The following is a 19316-nucleotide window of genomic DNA, read 5'->3' as shown; positions in this document are numbered from 1 at the left end:
GAGCAATGGCTCGGGCCGGGCAAATGGCGGGACTTGGGCAGCGGCGGAAGACCCGCGCAGGCATGAGGATAACACGCCTGCCGCCGGAACGGGTTCACGATTTCGGGACTGCGCGTTCGGGTCAGTCGTTGTCGGTGAGGCCGGCGCCCGCCCCGGACAGGCGGCTTTCCGAGGTGGCGGGTGCATAGGTGCGCCGGGCGAAGGCGGTGAGTTGCCGGGCGGTTTCGGGGGGCATCTCGCCACGGTTGCCCGGCGTCAGAGGCGCCGTCAGTTCGCCGGTTTCGGCGCGGGCGATGTGCACCGAGTCGACCACGGCAGCGTTCAGCGCTTCGGGGTCGTGCGGGCCGATATGCGTCTCGGCGTCCAGCGTGATGCTGACATCGTTCCAGGTCACGGTCAGGCGCGTCCCGGTCATGCCGACGGCGGCGGCGAGATAGGGCAGCAGCAATACCGGGCAGGCGGTGCGGCCCAGATGCAGGTCGTCGCCCGAGGCGAGCCGCGCCGCGCTGTCGCAAAGCGTCGCACCGGAGATCAGCGGGCAGAGCGTGCCGCCTGTCGCGATCCAGTGCCCTTCGCTGTGTTCGAGCGGGCAGAGCGTTTCGTAATCCGCGCCGTCGTTGCGGATCAGCAGCTCGGCCAGCACCTGTGGCCCCGGCAGCCCGGCGGCGCTGAGCCAGCGAGCGGCCTTGCCCGCCTCTTCGGCCAGTCCCCAACTCAGGCCCGCGCCACGGGCGGCCTTGCGGGACAGGGTTTCGATTTCGTTCAGGGACCAGGTCATGACGCGGCTCCGGTCAGGAAGGGATAGGCCCAGTCGTCGCCCGAGCGGGCGCCCAACTCGTGTGGAAACGGCGCGTGCTGGTACATGTTGATGCGCACCCAGCGATCCGAGCGGGGATCGAAGTGGCAGGCCCCGAAAAAGGCGAGCTTCATGCGCAGCATGTCGATGGGCAGAACCGTCGCGGCGATGGTGTTGTCGCGGATTTCGGCATAGGGCAGGCGGGCGGCGATCTGGGCGCGGCGCACGATATGGCGGTGTTCGGGGTGACGCATCAGGAAACCCGCGACGGTGGTTTCGCCGGTGGCTGTCAGGTCTCCATACATGCGCGCGGCATCGCGGCCCGGGCAGAGCGGCTGTTCGTAGGGTTCGACGGGGTCTGTGTGCCGGTCGCCGAGGCGGGGCTCCAGCTTTTCCTCGGAGGTATACCAGACGCGGGCCTGTGCTTCGGGGGCCGTCCAGTCGGTGTCGAGCGCCCAGCGGTAGATGTCCCGGGTCAGGGTGCGCAGGCGGTCGGTGCTCATGGCCCCGTCGATGCGCCAGGTGGCGGCTTCGTCCGCCGCCATGCAGGCGGACAGGCCGTCAACCAGATGGGGATAGGGCTCCATCAGCAGGGAGGCCAGCAGTTCCTGCCCTTCGAGCGACAGCGCGTCCTCGGCCCAGAGCCAGAGGCGGTTCCACGGATGATCGGCGCTGAGCTCGGCGGTATCGAGATGGGCCAGAAGCCTGGCGGTATCCGCGCGCAGGGCGTCGATCCTGGCGATCTGAACGGGGTGTTCCGAATACCAGTCCTGCATGTGCAGGCGGGCGCGCAGGGCGAAGTTGCGGAAGATATCGACCTCGGACATATGCGCGGCGGGCAGCGAGCGGATGCGCGCAAGGGCCTCTTCGCGCGCGGCTATCCAGTTGTTGAGAAGCGCCGGGTGCGTCAGCAGGAAGGGGGCCATGCCGAGGCCGGTGGAATTGCCGATGCCGAAGCGGCGGCGCAGGTCGGGATCGAGCGGCACGGCGGTGTCCGGGGCGCGCATCCGGGCCATGTGTTCGACGAGATCCATCACGAAGGCGCGCGTCAGGTAGACCGACAGCATCTCGATCTGGAAAGGGGCCTGAAATTCCGGGCGTTCGGCGGTGTCTTCGCGATCCGCCGCGCCGAACTTGCCCGAGCCGTAGACGGCGGTGGTGCGCATCAGGTAGCCCACCTTCTCGACGGTGGTTCGATCGGGCTGTTCGCCCGCCGCCAGTTTGCCGACCACGTAGTCCCACAGCCGCACCGAGCGGTTGGCGCGGCTGATCGAAAGCTCGGACTCGGTGACGCGGCCCGCCTCCTGCTGTGGCACGTTGTCTTGCAGGCGGTCCAGATCGGCGGGGGTGGGGATGCCGTCAAACAGGGTGAAGGTGGCGTCCCATTCGGTGGCGATCACCCGGTCCGAGCGTTTTTCGGGGGGCAGGTCGTTGGCGAAAGCCACCAGGGAATAGCTGCGCTCGGGGCCGTGGGCGGTATAGACGGCACGGCCCATGCCCTGTGCGTCGATGTCGAAAACGGGGCGCTCAAACGTCCATTGTTCGGCCTCCATCCGGCGCAGGAGGATACGCATGAAGCTGAGGCGGGATTGATGGAACGAGCCGAGGCGGGCCAGCGTCATCACCACATTGGGGGCGCGCGGCGGGATCGTTTTGCTTTGGGTCTGTTCCATCGGGCTCCTCCCATCCTCTCAGTTTGAAACAAAACGGGGCGGCCCGCAAAGGCCGCCCCGATCCTGACGTCAGTTCCTGGCCTCGCGGCCTTTGGCCAGCGTGATGCGCAGCGCATCCCAGAGCGACGGCAGCAGCACCAGCGACACCGGCACGGCGGTAACGACGATGAAGCTTTGCAGTTTGCCGACCCCGCCCGAGCCGGTGTAGATCAGGATCAGCGCCATGATGCCCATGGCCACGCCCCAGAACAGGCGAACGGGCAGGGCGGGCAGGTCTTCGTTCGACATGGCGACCGAGATCACGTAGGTCATCGAGTCGCCCGTCGTGGCGACGAAAACCGTGGTCAGGATCAGGAACAGCACCGACACCAGAAAGCCCATCGGCAGTTGCTGGGTGATGGCCAGAAGCGCGGCGGGCAGGTTGAAGCCCTCGAAGGCCGCCGAGACCGAGCCGGGGGTGGTCAGTTCGTAGTTGATGCCGGTGCCGCCGACGATGGTGAACCAGAAGGCGGTGACGATGGGCGCGACGATCGAAAGCATGATCACGATCGAACGGATCGAGCGCCCGCGCGAAATGCGTGCGATGAACATCGCCATGAGCGGCCCGTAACCGAGGAACCAGCCCCAGAAGAATACGGTCCACCAGCTTAGCCAGCCGGGTTCGCCGAAGAGGCCCGCATCGCCGCGATAGAGCGCCATGCCGAAGAAATCGGTGAGGTAGGTCGCGAAGCCACCGAAAAAGCCCTTGAGAATGAATGCGGTCGGGCCTGCCACGAGAATGAACAGCAGCAATGCGGCGGCCAGGATCACGTTGAACCGGCTGAGAAGCTGGATGCCCCTCGACAGGCCGGTCATGGCCGAGATCGTGTAGATCGCCACCAGCCCGAGGATCACCGCGGCCTGCGTGCCGAAGCTGTCGGGGATGCCGAACAGGGCGTTCAGGCCGTAGCTGACCTGAAGGCCGAGAAATCCGATGGGGCCCACGGTGCCCGCCACCACGGCGATGATGCAGGACGCATCGGCGATCAGGCCGATGGGGCCGTTGATGGCCTTGTCGCCGAACACCGGATAGAGCAGCGTGCGCGGCGACAGCGGCAGGCCTTTTTCATAGTGGTAGTGCATCAGCATGATGGTGGTCAGCGCGCCGAGGATCGCCCAGGCGAGGAACCCCCAATGCATGAAGCTTTGCGCCAGCGCGGGGTTCACGGCCTGCGGTGTGGCGGACTCGGCCCCGAAATAGGGAGGGCTGGACAGGAAATGCGCCATCGGCTCGCCAGCGGCCCAGAACACGCCACCCCCGGCCAGAAGGGTGCACATGATCATGGCACCCCACTGGAAGACCGGGAATTCCGGTGCGGCAAGGTTGCCCATGATGGCCTTGCTGCCGGGCAGCACCACCAGCACCAGCCCGATCAGGAAGGTCGCGAGCAGAAGCAGCTGCCAGTACAGGCCGAAATATTTCGCCGAGAAGGCAAAGCTGCCATCGACCATGGCCGACAGCAGGTCGAGGTCGTAAAGCGCGATCAGGCAGAAGATCGCGATGAAGCCGCCGGTGGCGGCGAAAAGCGGTTTGTTGATGTGATGCAACCCCTGTGTGGGGGCCTCCGGGGTGTTGGTGGTGTCGGACATTCTCTTGTCTCCCTGCGAATGGCCTGTGGTGGGCGCTTTCGCCCTTTACGTGTCCGGCTGTGCCTTGGCCGGGGTGAAATTCTCGTCAAAGAAACGGTGCCAGTTGCCGCCCATCAGCCCGGCGATCTCCGCGTCGCTGAAGCCGACGCGTCGCAGGCCCTGTTCGATGTTTCCGAAATCGCGGTTGTCGCGGAACCACGCAGGCTGGGGCGGGAAGCCCGGCGCGCTGGCCGAACCTTCGCCATAGTCGATATCCTTGCTCCAGCGGCCCGTGCGCATCCATTCGACGATACTGTCGGGGTGATCCTGGCAGAGGTCCGACCCGATGCCGAAATGATCCGCGCCGAAGCGCTCGGCGGCGGTGGCGATCATCTCGCAGAAGGATTGCAGGGTGCAGTCGCTCTTGCCCCTGAGGTGGTGGGGATAGAGCGAAAAGCCCATCATGCCGCCGTTTTCCACCACGGCGCGGATCACGTCGTCGCGCTTGTTGCGCAGGGCGGGGTGCCAGGAATGCAGGTTGGCATGGGTAACGGCGATGGGACGTTCGGAAATATCCGCCGCTTCGATGGTCGAGCGGTCGGCGGAGTGGCTCATGTCAACCACAAGGCCGACGCGGTTCATTTCCCGGATCACCTGACGGCCCATGCGGGTGATGCCGGGGTCTTCGGCCTCGTAACAGCCCGTGGCCAGCAGGGACTGGTTGTTGTAGCTCAGTTGCATGAAGCGTGCGCCGAGTTTGTGGAGTACTTCGACAAGGCCGATATCGTCTTCTATCGGGCTGGGGTTCTGGAAGCCGAAGAAGATCGCGGTGCGCCCGGTTTCGCGGGCGCGGGCCACGTCGCTGGCCCATTCCCCGTGAAAGATCAGGTCGGGGTATTGTTCGAACCAGCGGTTCCATTTCTCGATGTTGAGGACGGTTTCGCGAAAGGTCTCGTGATAGGCGATGGTGACATGCACCGCATCGACGCCCCCCTCGCACATCTGGCGGAAGATCTTTTCGGACCAGTTGGCGTATTGCAGGCAATCGATGCGGTAGGTCATGTCGATTACTCCGGCCGTCCGGCGGCGATGTAGGCGGTTTTCACCGTGGTGTAGAAGTCGCGGGCGTGAATGCCCTGTTCGCGCGGCCCGTAGGAACTGTCGCCGCGCCCGCCGAAGGGGACGTGGTAATCGGTGCCCGCCGTGGGCAGGTTGACGGTGACGACCCCTGTTTGCGCGTTGCGGCGGAAATGGGTGGCGCGGGCGAGGTCGCGCGTGACGATCCCGGAGGTCAGGCCGAAATTGGTGTCGTTGACCGTGGCCAGCGCCTCGTCATAGCTGCCGACCCTGATGACGGCGGCCAGCGGTGCGAACATTTCCTCGCGGTTGATGCGCATGGCGTTGGTGGTGTTCAGGAACACGCCGGGGGACATGTAATAGCCTTCGGTCTCCATGTTCAGGCGGGTACCGCCACAGGCCAGTTCGGCGCCTTCGGATTTGCCCAGTTCGACATAGTCGAGGTTTTCGCGAAGCTGCTGTTCGCTGACCACCGGGCCCATCTGGGTGCCCTCGGCCAGCGCATGGCCGACCTTCATCGCCTGCACCCCCGCCACGAGCTTTTCAACAAAGGCGTCGTGGACGGTGTCATGAACGATCAGGCGCGACGAGGCGGTGCATTTCTGACCCGTGCCGCCGAATGCGCCGCCAAGCGCCAGGGTGACGGCCAGGTCGAGATCGGCATCGTCCATCACGGCGAGCGCGTTTTTCGATCCCATTTCCATTTGTACCCTTGTCAGGTTCTGAATGGCGGCGGCGGCGATGCCCTTGCCGACCGGGACCGAGCCGGTGAAGGAAATGGCATCCACCCTGGGGCTTTCGACAAGGCGTTGCCCCACGTCGCGGCCCGCCCCCATCACCAGTTGGAAAAGGCCCTTGGGGATGTCCTGACGGGCGATGATTTCGGTCAGGGCCACGGCGGAGGCGGGTGTCAGGTTGGCGGGTTTCCAGAGCACGGCGTTGCCATAGGCCAGCGCGGGCGCGATTTTCCAGCTTGCGGTGGCGGTGGGGAAGTTCCACGGGCTGATCACGGCCACGGTGCCCACGGGTTCGCGGCGCACATCGACCTCGATATCGGGGCGCACGGAATCGGCGTTTTCCCCCAGTTGGCGCAGGCATTCATGGGCGTAGTAGGTAAAGAACTGCCCGGCGCGGTAGACTTCGCCCTTGCCCTCGGCGAAGGGCTTGCCCTCTTCGCGGCTCAGCAATGTTCCGAGTTCTTCGGCGCGGGCCATCAACTCGTTGCCGATGTTCATCAGCACGGCCTGCTTGCGTTCCATCCCGTACCGGGCCCATTCGGCCTGGGCGGAGCTGGCGGCGTCGAGCGCGGTGTCGAGCTGATCCGGGGTGGCCTGCGCGAAGCGACCGATCAGGTCGCCGAGGTCGGAGGGATTGCGGTTTTCGATTTCGCTGCCGCCGGCGATCCAGTCGCCGGCGATGTAGTTCAATTTGGTGTCGGTCATGGTGTCGCCCCGTGCTGAGTCGCGGTTCAAGCTTGATGCACGACAGAAGGGCACGGGATGCCATTTCAGGCAAACGCAATGTTCTGAATTCTAATTCAGTTAAATTGAAGTTATGATTGCGGATCGCGCAGATCGGCCGAACGGATCGCGGAAACCAGCGCCCGTGCGGCGGGAGTCATCATCTCGTCCGGCGGGGTCAGCATCCAGATTTCGCGCCTTGCGCTACTGTCGATCAGCGGCAGGAAGCACAGATCGTCCTGGCCGGGCTGAACGGCCAGTTCGGGAAGCAGTGTCACGCCGACCCCGGCGCGCACGAGGCTGAGGAGCGAGGCCGTGTTGGCGACGTTCAGTCGCGCGCCATTGCGGATCGGGGTAAAGCTTTCGTCGCGGATATGATCGCATAGCCCATTGGCGATAAAGTCCACATCCGCAAGATCGGTCCATCCCAGATCGGACCAGTCGCGCGCCAGCGGGTGATCGGCCCGGCAGACCACGCCGAACCGGTCGGTCAGGATCAGGTGCCGGGTGAAACCGGGGATCGGGCCAAGTGTGGCCAGCGCGATATCGGCACGTTCGGCGGTCAGATCGCGTTGGATGGTGGCCGAATCCCCGTCGCGCAGGTCGACATTCACGCCGGGGTGCTTGGCCATGTAGTCGCGCAGGATCGGAGGCATGATGACCTGCGCCACCGAGGGCGTGACGGCCAGCCTGACATGGCCCAGTTCGGCCCGCGCCATGCCGGTGATTGCGGCGACGGTACGGTCGAAATGCACCAGTTCGCGCCGCGCCTCGGCGTGGATCAGTTCGCCCAACGGGGTCAGGCGGGATTTGCGGGTGCTTTCGAACAGGGGCGCGCCGACATGATCTTCGAACTGGCGCAGCATCATCGATACAGCCGATGGTGTGCGGCCCAGAATCTCGGCTGCATCGGCAAGGCTTCCTTGCTCTGCCACGGCACGGAAGCAGCGCAACATTTCCAGTTTAATCGCCAGTTTCAGAACCCTTTAACTTCTGCGGTCGGATATGCCTTGATATTGAAGTACGCCAGGAGGGCATCATAGTCTATCTTTTTTGCGATTCCCGACTGGGGGTTTGGCCGGAAAGCGCAGCGTATTTGCGGTGCTGGCCTTGGCGGGCAGGGCGTATTAAAAGCCCCCGCAATCGGCAGGATATGACACGGCAGGATCGGGACCCCAACCATGCAACGGCCCAACGATACCGATATGATCCCGGCCTGGGAGGCGGGCGTGCTGACCCCGGTGGGCAAGCTGGACACCCATCGGCGCGGCTTGCGGCACAAGGCGGTGTCGGTTTTTGTGTTGTGCGGGGATGCGTTGCTGATCCAGCGCCGGGCGTTGGGCAAGTATCACACGCCGGGCCTGTGGGCGAACACCTGTTGCACCCATCCGCATTGGGACGAAACGCCGGAAGCCTGCGCGCATCGCCGCCTGCGGCAGGAACTGGGCATCGAAGGCCTGCGCCTGACCTATCGCGATCAGGTGGAGTATCGCGCCGATGTCGGGGGCGGGCTGGTCGAGCATGAACTGGTCGATATTTTCACGGCACGGGTGGAGGAGCGCATTGTGTGCCAGCCGAACCCGGACGAGGTGATGGAGACCGGGTGGATCACGCTGGAGGAACTGCGCCAGCGAATTGCCGCGGCCCCGGAGTGCTTTACCCCGTGGCTGCGGATTTATCTGGATCGGCATGCCGGGCAGATATTCGCCTGACGGTATGAGGGGACGCCTGTCACTTTCAGGTGTCGGTCTCTGGTTCCATGTCGGCGGACCGGATAAGACAAAGCATGGATAGCCGGATTCCCCTGACCCGCGATGTGGTGTTCATCGGTGGCGGACATGCTCATGCGCTGGTGTTGCGGCGTTGGGGCATGGCGCCGTTGCCCGGTGCGCGGCTGACGCTGATCGACCCGAACCCGCGCGCGCCCTATACCGGCATGTTGCCGGGGTATGTGGCCGGGCATTACCCGCGCGAGGCGCTGGATATCGACCTTGTGCGTCTGGCGCGGTTTGCCGGGGCACGGCTGGTGCAGGGCCGCGCCGTGGGGCTGGACCGGGTGGCGCAGCGCGTCACGGTCGAGGGGCGGGGCGAGATCGCCTATGACCTGTTGTCGATTGATATCGGCATCACCTCGGACATGGCGGACCTGCCGGGATTTTCGGACCACGGCATCGCGGCCAAACCGCTGGGGCCGTTCGCCGCCCGTTGGGCCGGGTTCGTGGAGGACGTGGCGCAGGGGCGTACCGCGCCGCAGATAGCGGTGATCGGGGCTGGGGTGGCCGGTGTGGAACTGGCGCTGGCGATGCATCACCGGCTGGCGCAGGTCACGGACAGGGCGCCGCAGGTCGTGGTGCTGGATGCCGCCAAAGGGTTGCAGGGAACCGGAAGCGGGACGCGCAGGGCGCTGTGCCGAGCAATGGTAAAGGCCGGGGTCGAGTTGCGCGAGGACATGAGCCCGAGCGAGGTGACGGCGCAGGGTGCCGTGCTGGCGGATGGTGGTCTGATCGAGGCCGGGTTGGTCGTGGGCGCGGCGGGCGCGCGGCCATGGGGATGGCTGGCCCGGACCGATCTGCCGTTGCAGGACGGGTTCATCAAGGTCGATGAAACATTGCGTGTGGTGGATGATTCAAACATTTTCGCCGCCGGGGATTGCGCGCATCTGACCCATGCGCCCCGGCCCAAGGCGGGGGTTTATGCGGTGCGCGCCGCGCCGGTGTTGTATGACAACCTGTGCGCGGGGCTGACGGGCGGCGCCATGCGGTCATACCGTCCGCAGCGCGATTTCCTGAAACTGGTGTCGCTGGGCGGCAAGCAGGCCGTGGCTGACAAGGGCGGGATAGGCCTGCGCTTGCCGGGCATGTGGCGCTGGAAGGACTGGATCGACCGGCGGTTCATGGAGAAGTTCCGCAGTTTGCCCGAGATGCCCGTGCCCGATTTGCCGCAGAAGGTTGCCGAGGGCGTGCGCGCCGAAGTTTCCGACCATCCGGTGATCTGTGGCGGCTGTGGGGCCAAAGTGGGGCCGGGCGCGCTGAGCGATCTGCTGGAGAGCCTGCCGCATGTGGAGCGCCCCGACGTGATCGGCCTGCCGGGGGACGATGCCGGGGTTCTCGACCTGGGCGGGCAGCGGCAGGTGCTGAGTACGGATCATCTGCGTGGTTTCATCCTCGATCCGTGGCGTATGGCCCGGATCGCGGCGAACCATGCCTTGGGCGATGTGTGGGCGATGGGGGCAGAGCCGCAGGCGGCGCTGGTCAATATCGTGCTGCCGCGCATGTCCGAGCGCCTGCAACGCCGCACCCTGGCCGAGATCATGGAGGCGGCGGGGCAGGTCATGGCCGGGGCGGGTGCCGAGATTATCGGCGGGCACACCACGCAAGGGGCAGAGATGACGCTGGGGTTTACCGTGACGGGCCTGTGCGAGGGGGCACCGATTGGCGTGGCGGGCGCGCGGCCCGGCGATGTTCTGATCCTGACGAAACCCATCGGCACCGGTGTCATACTGGCCGCCGAGATGGCGGGGCGGGCCGATGGTGAGGTGGTGATGGGGGCGCTGCGTGTCATGGATCGCAGTCTTGCGGCGGAAGCCCGCGCCTTGGGCCGTGCGCATGCGATGACCGATGTCACCGGCTTCGGATTGGCGGGTCATGTGCTGGCGATCTGCAAGGCCAGTGGCTGCGGGGCGGAACTGGTGCTGGCGGATGTGCCGTTGCTGGACGGGGCCGGGGCGTTGTTGGCGGACGGGCGGAGGTCGTCCTTGCATGCGGCGAATGCGGCCTATGCCGAGGCGTTGATGGGGATGGGCGGAGATCGGGGAGCGCCGGAATACGAGGCGCTGTTCGATCCGCAAACCGCCGGGGGGCTTTTGGCGGCCATGGCCCCGGAAGATGCGGATGCGGCCCTGTCGGCATTGCGGGACGAGGGCATCGCGGCGGTGCGGATTGGCCGCGTGACCGATGAGCCGCCGGGGCTGACGCTGGTTTAGGGCGTGGCGGCGCGGATCAGCGCGGCCTCGAGCCGGGGCAGGGCGCTTTGCAGGCCGTCGTCGTCCAGCCGCTCCAGTGTCACACGGTCCGGCGGGGTGAGGGCGGTACGTTTGCGCGCGCGCTCATAACCGGGGTCATAGTGCACTTCGACAAGGCTGGCGGCCAGGGAGGTTAACGCGCCCTGTTCGGCCATCGCGTGCCACTCATCCACCTGTTTGTGGCCGCGCAGCGGGCGCAAAAGGTCGAGCTGTTGCGACAGCTGGGCGGTATCGCCAGCAATGTCGGCATAGGCGTGGGCCAGATAACGGGCGCGTTCGGGCAGGGGGGCGGTGACCTCGACCACGGGGGCGGCGCACATGGCTTTCCACAGGGACGGGGGCAGGATGCGTTCGCCCACCTTGCTGGATTCAGCCTCGATCACCACGGGGCGGGCCGGGTCGAGCCGGGCGATGACCTGTGCCAGCCGCCCTTCGAACAGTTTTTGCGAGGGCTGTCCGCCGTCCTGTGCCCCGAGGGCTGAGCCGCGGTGATTGGCCAGTGCTTCGAGGTCGATCACCTGCCAGCCGCGGTCTGCCAGAAGCCCCAGAAGGCGGGTCTTGGCGGTGCCGGTATTGCCATCGAGCAGCACCGGGCGCAGCGCGAGCGGCGTATCGTGCAAGAGCCGCGCCACCAGCCGGCGGTAGGATCGGTATCCGCCGTCCAGCAGTCGCACCCGCCAGCCGATCTGCGACAGGATCGTGGCGAAGGCGCCCGAGCGCTGCCCGCCGCGCCAGCAATAGACCAGAGGCCGCCAGCCGCCGGGTTTGTCGGCCAATGGCCCTTCCAGATGGGCCGCCACGTTGCGCGCGACATGGGCCGCGCCGATCTTGCGCGCCAGGAAACGGTCTTGCTGAACGTAGATCGTGCCGACCTCGGCCCGCTCGGCATCGCTGAGCGAGGGCAGGTTGATCGCGCCGGGAAGGTGGTCCTCGGCGTATTCCGACGGGGAGCGGGCGTCGATCACGGTGTCGGCGGGCAGATTGGCCAGATCGCCCAGATCGGACAGGGTCAATTTCATGTCATTGCATCTAGGCGATCCGGGCAGCGAGTGCCAGCGTCAAAGGTGCGGGGGGGGCAAATGGTGTGCGTCAGAAGCCGCTGGCCGTGGGCAGCCATGTGGACAGGAACGGCAGGAAGGTGATCAGCAAAAGCGCCATCAGCTGCGCCAGGAAAAACGGCGGCATTTCCTTGATCAGGGTGGATGGGCGCAGGCCGACCGTCGAGGAGACGACGAATATCAGGCTGCCCACCGGCGGCGTCGTCAGCCCCATGGTGAGGTTGACGATGACGACGATGGCGAAATGGTTCGGGTCGATCCCCAGTGAATGGCTGATCGGGGCGAGGATCGGTACGAGGATCATCACCCCCGGCAGCGGGTCCATGAACAGCCCGAAGGCCAGCAACAGCAGGTTGACGGCCAGCAGGAAGACGATGGGCGACAGATCCCAGGAAATGATGGTTTCGGCCAGGAATTGCGGGATGCCTTCGATGATCAGCACCCAGGCAAAGGCCCGCGCCGCGCCGAGGATCAGCAGCACGGCCGCCGAGGTCAGCGCCGCCTGGAGTACGATCCTGGGCAGGTCGCGCAGCCGCAGTGAGCGATAGACGAACATGCCCACGAACAGCGCGTAGAACACCGCGATGACCGATGCCTCGGTCGGGGTGAAGACGCCGAAGCGGATACCGCCCACGATCAGCACGATCAGGAACAGCGCCGGGACGGCGTAAAGCGCGATGCGCGCGATCTCGGGCAGCGGCGGGCGGGCGGTGCCGCTGGCATAGCCGCGCAGGTGGCTCATCCGGGCGTTGGCGGTCAGCACGAGCGCGGTGATCAGGAGGCCCGGCAGGATACCGGCCATGAACAGCGAGCCGACCGATACGCTCTGATCCTGCATGGCGTAGATGATCATGGTGATCGAGGGCGGGATGATCGGCCCGACCACGGCGCTGGCGATGGTCAGCGCCCCGGCATAGCCCCGGTCATAGCCGCCCTTTTCCATCATGCGGATCATCATCGCGCCGGGGCCTGCGGCATCGGCCAGAGCACTGCCGGAGATCCCCGCGAACATGGCCGAACTGACGATATTGGCATGGCCGAGCCCGCCGCGAAGGTGCCCGACCAGCGATTGCGCCAGCCGCAAGAGTGCCTGCGTGACTGCGCCGCCGGTCATGATTTCCGAGGCAAGGATAAAGAACGGCACCGCCAGCAGCGGGAAGCTGTCCAGCCCCGCGAACATTTCCTTCACGACGACGAGGTGCGGATAGCTGGAGCCGAAGCTAAGTGCGAGAAAGACCGAAATGGCCATGGCGAAGGCCACCGGCAGGCCAAGGGCCAGAAGGATGAACAGCGCGGGAAACAGGATTTCAGCCATTGGCACCCCCGGGCAGGGTTTCGCCCTGTGCCGCGTCGCCTTTCAGGCCCTTGTAATCCCCCGCCATGATGAAGGGTTTCGCGATCATGAGCAGGTGCAGGATCAGCAAGCCGAACCCCACGGGCATCGCCAGGTAGACATAGAAAAATGGCAGGCGCATGGCCGGTGTGACCTGATATTGCATGCGCTGCGCATAGGTCCAGCCGACCCAGACCATGAAGACGAAAAAGCCCAGCAGCGCCAGGACGATCGCCCCGCGCAGCAGGCGCTGGCCCGGCGTGGGAAAGACATCGTGCAGGTTGGTTATGGCCACATGGCCGCCCACGCGCAGCGCCAGACCGGCCCCGCCGAAGGTCATCCAGATCATCAGGTAGCGCGCGGCCTCGTCCGCCCAGGGCAGGGAATGTGCTGTCAGGTAGCGGAGCGCGACATTCGCGCCCACGACCAGAGCCATGGCCGACAGCATGACGATCAGCGCCCAGGCATTCAGCGCGACGATTATGCGTTCCAGTTTCCGCACCAGAGACCTTTATAGAAATGGGCCGGCACCGCTGGGCACCGGCCACATCCGGATTTTGGATTGTCTTACTCGGTTGCGACGATCGCGTCGACAAGTTCCTTGCCGTAGGTCTCGTAGTACCCTTCATAGGCCGTCTGGATCGCGGCCTGGAACTCGGCTTTTTGCTCGGCCGACAACTCGCCCACTTTCATGCCGCGTTCCTTGAGTGTTTCGACGCCCGAGGTTTCGACATTGTCAACATAGGCACGCATGGCGGTCACGGCTTCGGTCGCGGCCTTTTCAAGAGAGGCTTTCTGATCGTCGTTCAGACCTTCCCAGAAGGGTTTGGATACCAGCAGCATCGCGGGCGAATAGACGTGGCCCGACAGCGTCAGGTATTCCTGAACCTCGTTCAGCTTGACCGACACGATCACCGACAGCGGGTTTTCCTGCCCGTCGATCACGCCCTGTTGCAGCGATGAGACCACCTCGGGCCATGCCATCGGGGTGGGGGCGGCGCCCATGGCCTCGAAGGCCGCAAGGTGCACTGGGTTTTCCATGGTGCGCAGTTTCAGGCCCTGAACGTCGGCGGGGCCCTGAATCTGGTTGCGGTTGTTGGTGATGTGGCGAAAGCCCTGCTCGCCCCAAGCCAGCGCGTGCAGCCCGACATCGTCGAACTTGGCCAGGATGTCCTGCCCGATGGGGCCGTCCAGCACCCGGCGCGCATGGCCGAGATCGCGGAACAGGAAGGGGATGTCGAACACGCCGGTTTCCGGCACGAAGTTGGCCAGTGTCCCCGAGGATACGATAGTGGCTTCGACGGTGCCGATCTGGAGGCCTTCGATCACCTCGCGCTCGCCGCCCAGACCCGAGGAGGGGAAGTGGCGGAACGTGAAATCATCGCCGGTTTCGGCCAGAACGACTTCTTCGAATTTCTCGGCGGCGACGCCGTAGTGGCTGTCGGGTGCCAGGGCATAGCCGATCTTGATTTCGGTTTGTGCGGCCGCGCTTCCGGCCAGCATCGCGATTGCGCCGGCGGTGGTGAGTTTACGGAATATTGATGTCATAGCAGATCCTCCCAAGTATCTCTCGTCTTGTTAGCGGTAAGGATGAAGAGCGACAAGATTGGAGCGATACGAGGGGTGGGGTATATTAAAACGATATAGGGGGCATAAGAAATCTCAATATTTCAGGATTTATCGGCTTTTGCCGCCCGCTATGATGTTTCTTGTGTTGCAAACAGAGGCGTTTTCCCGACCTCGGAGGGTTTTTTAACCAACTGCCGTAAAATGGTTTTCCATGCATCAAGCAAAGTCGCGAAATATTCGGGATCGTTTTTCAGGACGGTCTGAATGCCCATGCCGCGCACCAGGCATACGGTCAGGTTCAGAATAACCTGCGCCTCATGAGAGGAGGACGGGTGTTCACGGGTCTGAAATTCGGCCCAGATTTCATTGAGGGCCTCATGAAACTTCTTAACCACCGGCATCATTTTCAGCCGCAGCTCCTCGTCTGTGCGGGCCTCGTTGATGAATTCGATGGAGAGGTAATAAAACCGGCCCGAGAACATGCTCCAGAGAAAATCGACGAACTCGTCGGTGCCCAGTTGTTTTTGCGTGACTTTGCCTGCGATGTTGCGGATATCGCGGGTGCCGTCGCTCAGCAGCTTTTCCATCGCCGCAACGATGATATCCGCGCGTGTCGGAAAATGATGCAGCAATGCGCCACGCGATACGCCGGCGCGTTCGGAGAATTCCGGTGTGGACGCCCTGTTGTACCCGACATCGTAAATGACATCGAGCGTGGTCTCGATCAGTTTCTCCCGGGTGGCGATGCTGCGTGCCTGTTTCTCACGTTTTACCATTTCCTGTACGCCTTGTGTCTTTGGTGGCCTGGGCCTGGCCACCACCGGTTACGCGATACATGGCATGTTGCCAAGGTTTCCGATGTTCTCCGCCCGTGATGGCACGGCATCGGATCATGAGGGTGACCGGCCACTCAATACGCGATGGAGGGCAACCACAGCGACAGGATCGGGAACGCGATCAGGATGATGAGCGTCAGCAGATCCATGGCCAGGAACCAGGTGATGCCCCGGAATATTTCCGGCAAGGTGACCCTGTTGTTCAGGGCTCCGTTGATCATGTAGACATTCAGCCCGATGGGCGGGGTGATGAGCCCGATCTCGAGCAGCTTGATCACGATGATCCCGAACCAGACCGGATTGATATCCGCCGCGTTGACCAGAGGAATGAGGATCGGAAGCGTTAACAGCAGCAGCCCGATACTGTCGATCAGCATTCCGAGAACGAGGTAGATGACCGCGACGGCGAACAGAATCCACCAGACCTGGTCGCTGACCGACAGGATGGCGTCGGCGAATGCACGGGGGAAGCCGGACAAGGCCAGGAATCGTGTGAAGAAAAGCGAGCCGATCAGGATGATGAAGATCGACGCCGTGGACACCACGGCCTGGCGCATCGCCTCGACCATGGCCTTGCGGGTCAGCTTGCGGCGCATGAGGGCGATGATCACGGCGGCGAATGCGCCCAAGGCGCCTGCCTCGGTCGGAGAGAAGATGCCGGTGAAAATGCCGCCCAATACGACGAGGATGAGTGTCGGGAGCGGCCAGACATCGCGCAGCGCCGCCGCACGCTCCTCGGGGGTGGGATCGACGGTCACGGTTCCGGCGAGTTCGGGTTTCAGTTTCACCCGGATCACGATCATGGCGATGTAGATCAGCGCCGACAGGATGCCGGGGATGAACCCGGCCATGAACAATTGCCCCACCGATACCTGTGCATAAACGCCGAAGAGGATGAGCAGCACCGAAGGCGGGATCAGTGAGCCGAGCGTGCCGGAGGCGGCGATCGTACCGGTTGCAAGGCCCCGGTCATAGCCATTGTCCAGCATCTCGGGAACGGCCATGCGCGACATGGCCGAGGCGGTCGCCACTGACGAGCCGGAGGCGGCGGCAAAGAAGGCGCAGGCCCCGACCGACGTGATCGCAAGGCCTCCCGGAAGACGTGCAAGGTAGAGCCGCAGCGACATGAACAGCCCGCGCGTCATGTCGGTGGAGGAGCAGATAAAGCCCATCAGCAGGAACATGGGCGCTGCCGACAGTTCCCATTGGCCCACGTAATCAAACGGGGTGGCCGAGATCATGCCCCAGGCGACATTCATGTTGAACATCATGGCGATGCCGCCAATCGAAACGAGCCCAAGCGCCAATCCCACCGGAACCCGCAGGGCGATCATCACAAGCGCCAGAACCGTGCCCCAGATACCGATGTCCAGATTGCTCATTCTTCAGTCTCCGGGATGTGTTACAGGGCTTGCCGACGGGCGATGGACTTGAGCAGGTTCGAGGCCGTGGCCAGGAACACACCGGCGAAACCGAGCGGTAAAGCCCAGCGTGCGGGCCAGATGAAAAAGGTGAAATTGCTCATCGCGTCTTCCTTGCGCTGAGTCGAGCCGATTGCGTCATGGAGCGATTGCCAGAACAGCATTCCGAAAAACACGAGCCCTGCAAGGCAGGCGAAGATATAGAGCGCAAGTTGCGCGCTCCGCGGCATCATCTGTGCAAACAGATCGACCCGGATGTTTTCGTTGCGGTTTTCGACATAGCCCAGTGCCAGAAACACGAGCACGACCATGTAGTAGAAAGAGACGACTTCCAGAGTGCCGACGATCTGGCCATTGAAGAAATAGCGGATACCGACATCGAGGGTGATGTGCAGCATCATCACCAGCATCGCGATGGCGGACAACGTCAGCCCCCCGATATTCAGCCAGCGGATTGTCTGGATGAGAAACGACATGGCCGCAATCCTTGTGTCAGGAATGTGCTTTTGACGGGCGCGCCGGAAGGGACGCGCCCGCCCGAAAGGGGCTTAGTCGACGCCGTAGGTTGCCGGATCGATTTTCGAGAAAATCTCCTGCATCGCCAGCGCGGTCAGGGCATCCTCATCCGTGGTATCGACACCGTCAAGCAGGTCTTCCCACTTGGTCATGGCGCTGCGGAAATCGTCGATGACGTCTTCGGCGTTGTCGAGACCGAACTGATCCCTTGCCGTATCGTAAACCGAGCTTAGCGATTTTTCACGGAAGCTGACCAGCGATGCCGCAAGGTCGTCCTCGGGCTCGTAGACGTTGCCGCCAGCCGCCTGCGATGTTTCAAGCCCATTCGCGACCTTCTCCTTGTAGGCGATGACCATACGGGCCATCGACCGGGCGGAGGCTTCCATCAGGACACTGCGCTGTTCGGGAGACAGGCCAGCCCAGAACGATGAATTGTAGCCCCATTGCGGGCCCGACCAATACATTCCGGTCGAAACCAGCGTCGTGTGTTCGGCGACTTCCATCAGCGAGCGGTCGACAAGGTCGCTGGCGGCGTTGGTCGCACAGTCGAGCGTGCCGCGCTCAAGCCCGGTATACATTTCGCTGGACGGTACGTTGACGGGGATGCCGCCGACCTCTTCCACCCAGACCGAAACCGCGGACCCGGCGGTGCGGATACGCTTGCCCTTGATTTCAGTCAGGTTGCGCACAGGACTGGAACACATCAGCACATAGGGCGGTGTCGTGTAGGCCCCGAGATATACGACGCCCTTGTCCTTCCATTCGGCCAGTTGCGTGGCATTGTTCATCGAAAAGTCGGCCACGGCGAAGATCGTCGGAACCGGATCGGAATAGTTGAACCCGAGTTCCTGCACGGCATTTGCGACCGGCAGTTCGGAAGGTGTATAGATCGCGGCGTGATGCGCCACCTGAACGACGTTGTCCCGCACCCCCTGAAGGGCCGCGCGGGGGGCCAGAAGGACGGTGCCGGTATAGACCTCGGGCGCGAGATCGCCGCCGGACAGGTCTTTGACCAGTTCGGCCCATTTCAGGTAGCCTTCGCCGGACATCGGCACGGCCCCATCGTAAAAGCTGTTGGCGATGAATGTGGTTTCCGCCGCTGCCGGTGCGGCCATCAGCCCTGCAAGGGCCGTGATCCTGATTAGGTTTTTCATTTCTTTCTCCCTGTTGTTTTTTTGGGTTTTCAAGGTGCAGGCCTGTTTTGTCTGCCTCTTTCCGGGTGCTCAGGTCCTAGCCTTCTGGTGGGCTTCGGCCATCTCTGCGAGACTGTTGAACCGGAATGTCGTTTCGGCCAGTTGGCCGGGGTCCATGGTTGCCCCGAACCCTTGTTTGGAATGACGCCGGTATATCCAGGCGTTGGTCAATCCGTTTGTGCGCGCCGGGACGTGATCGTGAAACATGCTTTCGGCGGTATGGAGCAGGTCGCTCTTCCTGATGCCCAATTCATCGAGGCGCAGAAGGAGGTAATCGAAATTCGCCTGCGCGGGTTTGTAGGCGCCGACATCCTCGGCGGTGCAGATCGCATCCCATTGGATTTTGAGCTTTTCTGCCGATCCGGCGAAACTCTGGTTATCGACATTGGACAGCACGATCATCTTGTAGTGCTGTTTGAGATAGGCCAGCGCATCGGCGCTGTCGGGAAAGGCGGGCCAGTTTCCGACGCTTTCCCCGTATCGTTTGCATTCGTCCCAATCCACGGCAAGGCCGCAGACCTCGGCAAACCGCCGGTAGACCGTGGCGAGGAGGTCCGAGTACCGCCGTGCGGGGGTCTGGGCCTGCTGGCTGCTTTCGCATTTGGCATGCAGTTCCAGCACGTCGTCTGCGCTCATCTCTTGGTCGAGCCGGTCGGTGAGGGGACGCAGGTTTTCCCGAATGCCGCTTTCCCAGTCGATCAGGGTTCCGTAAACGTCGAAGCTGAGGGCCGTGTAATCCGTGAGCATGGTCATCG

17 protein-coding genes are annotated in these 19316 nt (G+C 63.8%); 2 read left to right on the top strand and 15 right to left on the bottom strand.

From position 1 onward, the window contains the following. Window positions 1-121: 121 nt before the first annotated feature. The 6 genes from BUB53_RS04045 to BUB53_RS04020 all read right to left on the bottom strand — a co-directional run bounded on the left by BUB53_RS04045 (window position 122) and on the right by BUB53_RS04020 (window position 7570). Complete coding sequence (locus tag BUB53_RS04045) at window positions 122-778, bottom strand: DUF3726 domain-containing protein (protein WP_073032981.1); 657 nt, start codon at window positions 776-778, stop codon at window positions 122-124. After that, window positions 775-2469 (bottom strand): hypothetical protein, encoded by a 1695-nt coding sequence (locus BUB53_RS04040; protein ID WP_073032979.1) that lies wholly within the window; start codon window positions 2467-2469, stop codon window positions 775-777. The genes BUB53_RS04045 and BUB53_RS04040 overlap by 4 nt, the downstream gene beginning before the upstream one ends. A gap of 69 nt (window positions 2470-2538) precedes the next feature. Beyond that, entirely contained in the window at window positions 2539-4098 is a 1560-nt protein-coding gene (locus tag BUB53_RS04035) for a BCCT family transporter (protein WP_073032977.1), read from the bottom strand. Between the two features lie 45 nt (window positions 4099-4143). Then, window positions 4144-5139: a membrane dipeptidase gene (locus BUB53_RS04030; RefSeq protein ID WP_073032975.1), complete on the bottom strand. Its 996-nt coding sequence runs from the start codon at window positions 5137-5139 to the stop codon at window positions 4144-4146. 5 nt (window positions 5140-5144) lie between these two features. Next, window positions 5145-6596, bottom strand: a complete 1452-nt coding sequence (locus BUB53_RS04025) for an aldehyde dehydrogenase family protein (protein WP_073032973.1) — start codon at window positions 6594-6596, stop codon at window positions 5145-5147. A 110-nt stretch (window positions 6597-6706) separates the two neighbouring features. Continuing rightward, window positions 6707-7570, bottom strand: coding sequence for a LysR family transcriptional regulator (locus BUB53_RS04020; protein WP_268238398.1), 864 nt, complete (start codon window positions 7568-7570; stop codon window positions 6707-6709). Window positions 7571-7795: 225 nt separating this feature from the next. On the opposite strand from BUB53_RS04020, the gene idi reads away from it, so the two are divergent. Both idi and selD read left to right on the top strand, forming a co-directional pair. After that, a complete protein-coding gene (gene idi, locus BUB53_RS04015) occupies window positions 7796-8326 on the top strand; it encodes an isopentenyl-diphosphate Delta-isomerase (protein ID WP_073032970.1) in 531 nt (176 codons plus the stop codon). Window positions 8327-8400: 74 nt separating this feature from the next. Continuing rightward, window positions 8401-10596, top strand: coding sequence for a selenide, water dikinase SelD (gene selD, locus BUB53_RS04010; RefSeq protein WP_073032968.1), 2196 nt, complete (start codon window positions 8401-8403; stop codon window positions 10594-10596). Here the strand turns inward: selD and mnmH are convergent. The 9 genes from mnmH to BUB53_RS03965 form a co-directional block, all read right to left on the bottom strand. Continuing rightward, window positions 10593-11654: a tRNA 2-selenouridine(34) synthase MnmH gene (mnmH, locus tag BUB53_RS04005; RefSeq protein WP_073032966.1), complete on the bottom strand. Its 1062-nt coding sequence runs from the start codon at window positions 11652-11654 to the stop codon at window positions 10593-10595. The genes selD and mnmH overlap by 4 nt on opposite strands. Before the next feature lie 70 nt (window positions 11655-11724). After that, window positions 11725-13008, bottom strand: coding sequence for a TRAP transporter large permease (locus BUB53_RS04000; RefSeq protein ID WP_073032965.1), 1284 nt, complete (start codon window positions 13006-13008; stop codon window positions 11725-11727). Beyond that, the gene (locus BUB53_RS03995; protein WP_073032962.1) at window positions 13001-13528 is read right to left on the bottom strand and encodes a TRAP transporter small permease; all 528 of its coding nucleotides are present in this window, start codon (window positions 13526-13528) and stop codon (window positions 13001-13003) included. The genes BUB53_RS04000 and BUB53_RS03995 overlap by 8 nt, the downstream gene beginning before the upstream one ends. A 65-nt stretch (window positions 13529-13593) precedes the next feature. Next, window positions 13594-14574, bottom strand: coding sequence for a TRAP transporter substrate-binding protein (locus BUB53_RS03990; RefSeq protein ID WP_073032960.1), 981 nt, complete (start codon window positions 14572-14574; stop codon window positions 13594-13596). Between the two features lie 149 nt (window positions 14575-14723). Further along, the gene (locus BUB53_RS03985; RefSeq protein ID WP_229709443.1) at window positions 14724-15413 is read right to left on the bottom strand and encodes a TetR/AcrR family transcriptional regulator; all 690 of its coding nucleotides are present in this window, start codon (window positions 15411-15413) and stop codon (window positions 14724-14726) included. A gap of 92 nt (window positions 15414-15505) precedes the next feature. Beyond that, window positions 15506-16813: a TRAP transporter large permease gene (locus BUB53_RS03980; protein ID WP_073032957.1), complete on the bottom strand. Its 1308-nt coding sequence runs from the start codon at window positions 16811-16813 to the stop codon at window positions 15506-15508. A 20-nt stretch (window positions 16814-16833) separates the two neighbouring features. Beyond that, a complete protein-coding gene (locus tag BUB53_RS03975; RefSeq protein WP_073032956.1) occupies window positions 16834-17328 on the bottom strand; it encodes a TRAP transporter small permease subunit in 495 nt (164 codons plus the stop codon). A 72-nt stretch (window positions 17329-17400) separates the two neighbouring features. Next, window positions 17401-18522, bottom strand: a complete 1122-nt coding sequence (locus BUB53_RS03970; protein WP_073032955.1) for a C4-dicarboxylate TRAP transporter substrate-binding protein — start codon at window positions 18520-18522, stop codon at window positions 17401-17403. A 69-nt stretch (window positions 18523-18591) separates the two neighbouring features. Beyond that, window positions 18592-19314 carry a haloacid dehalogenase type II gene (locus tag BUB53_RS03965; RefSeq protein ID WP_073032953.1) on the bottom strand — a complete coding sequence of 241 codons (723 nt, stop codon included), beginning with the start codon at window positions 19312-19314 and terminating at the stop codon, window positions 18592-18594. Between the last annotated feature and the right edge of the window lie 2 nt (window positions 19315-19316).

This window comes from Roseovarius pacificus (assembly GCF_900142665.1).
GTDB lineage: Bacteria > Pseudomonadota > Alphaproteobacteria > Rhodobacterales > Rhodobacteraceae > Roseovarius > Roseovarius pacificus.
The sequence above is the reverse complement of the archived record's forward strand: the minus strand, read 5'-3'. Positions and strand labels throughout refer to the sequence as shown.

Excerpts from the sequence above, each read along its gene's own strand:
- selD (WP_073032968.1), top strand. The coding sequence starts at position 8,401 with ATGGATAGCCGGATTCCCCTGACCCGCGATGTGGTGTTCATCGGTGGC.
- BUB53_RS04040 (WP_073032979.1), bottom strand. The coding sequence starts at position 2,469 with ATGGAACAGACCCAAAGCAAAACGATCCCGCCGCGCGCCCCCAATGTG.
- BUB53_RS03980 (WP_073032957.1), bottom strand. The coding sequence starts at position 16,813 with ATGAGCAATCTGGACATCGGTATCTGGGGCACGGTTCTGGCGCTTGTG.
- BUB53_RS03990 (WP_073032960.1), bottom strand. The coding sequence starts at position 14,574 with ATGACATCAATATTCCGTAAACTCACCACCGCCGGCGCAATCGCGATG.
- idi (WP_073032970.1), top strand. The coding sequence starts at position 7,796 with ATGCAACGGCCCAACGATACCGATATGATCCCGGCCTGGGAGGCGGGC.
- BUB53_RS03965 (WP_073032953.1), bottom strand. The coding sequence starts at position 19,314 with ATGACCATGCTCACGGATTACACGGCCCTCAGCTTCGACGTTTACGGA.
- BUB53_RS04030 (WP_073032975.1), bottom strand. The coding sequence starts at position 5,139 with ATGACCTACCGCATCGATTGCCTGCAATACGCCAACTGGTCCGAAAAG.
- BUB53_RS04045 (WP_073032981.1), bottom strand. The coding sequence starts at position 778 with ATGACCTGGTCCCTGAACGAAATCGAAACCCTGTCCCGCAAGGCCGCC.
- BUB53_RS03970 (WP_073032955.1), bottom strand. The coding sequence starts at position 18,522 with ATGAAAAACCTAATCAGGATCACGGCCCTTGCAGGGCTGATGGCCGCA.
- BUB53_RS04035 (WP_073032977.1), bottom strand. The coding sequence starts at position 4,098 with ATGTCCGACACCACCAACACCCCGGAGGCCCCCACACAGGGGTTGCAT.
- BUB53_RS03975 (WP_073032956.1), bottom strand. The coding sequence starts at position 17,328 with ATGTCGTTTCTCATCCAGACAATCCGCTGGCTGAATATCGGGGGGCTG.
- BUB53_RS04020 (WP_268238398.1), bottom strand. The coding sequence starts at position 7,570 with ATGTTGCGCTGCTTCCGTGCCGTGGCAGAGCAAGGAAGCCTTGCCGAT.
- BUB53_RS04025 (WP_073032973.1), bottom strand. The coding sequence starts at position 6,596 with ATGACCGACACCAAATTGAACTACATCGCCGGCGACTGGATCGCCGGC.
- mnmH (WP_073032966.1), bottom strand. The coding sequence starts at position 11,654 with ATGAAATTGACCCTGTCCGATCTGGGCGATCTGGCCAATCTGCCCGCC.
- BUB53_RS04000 (WP_073032965.1), bottom strand. The coding sequence starts at position 13,008 with ATGGCTGAAATCCTGTTTCCCGCGCTGTTCATCCTTCTGGCCCTTGGC.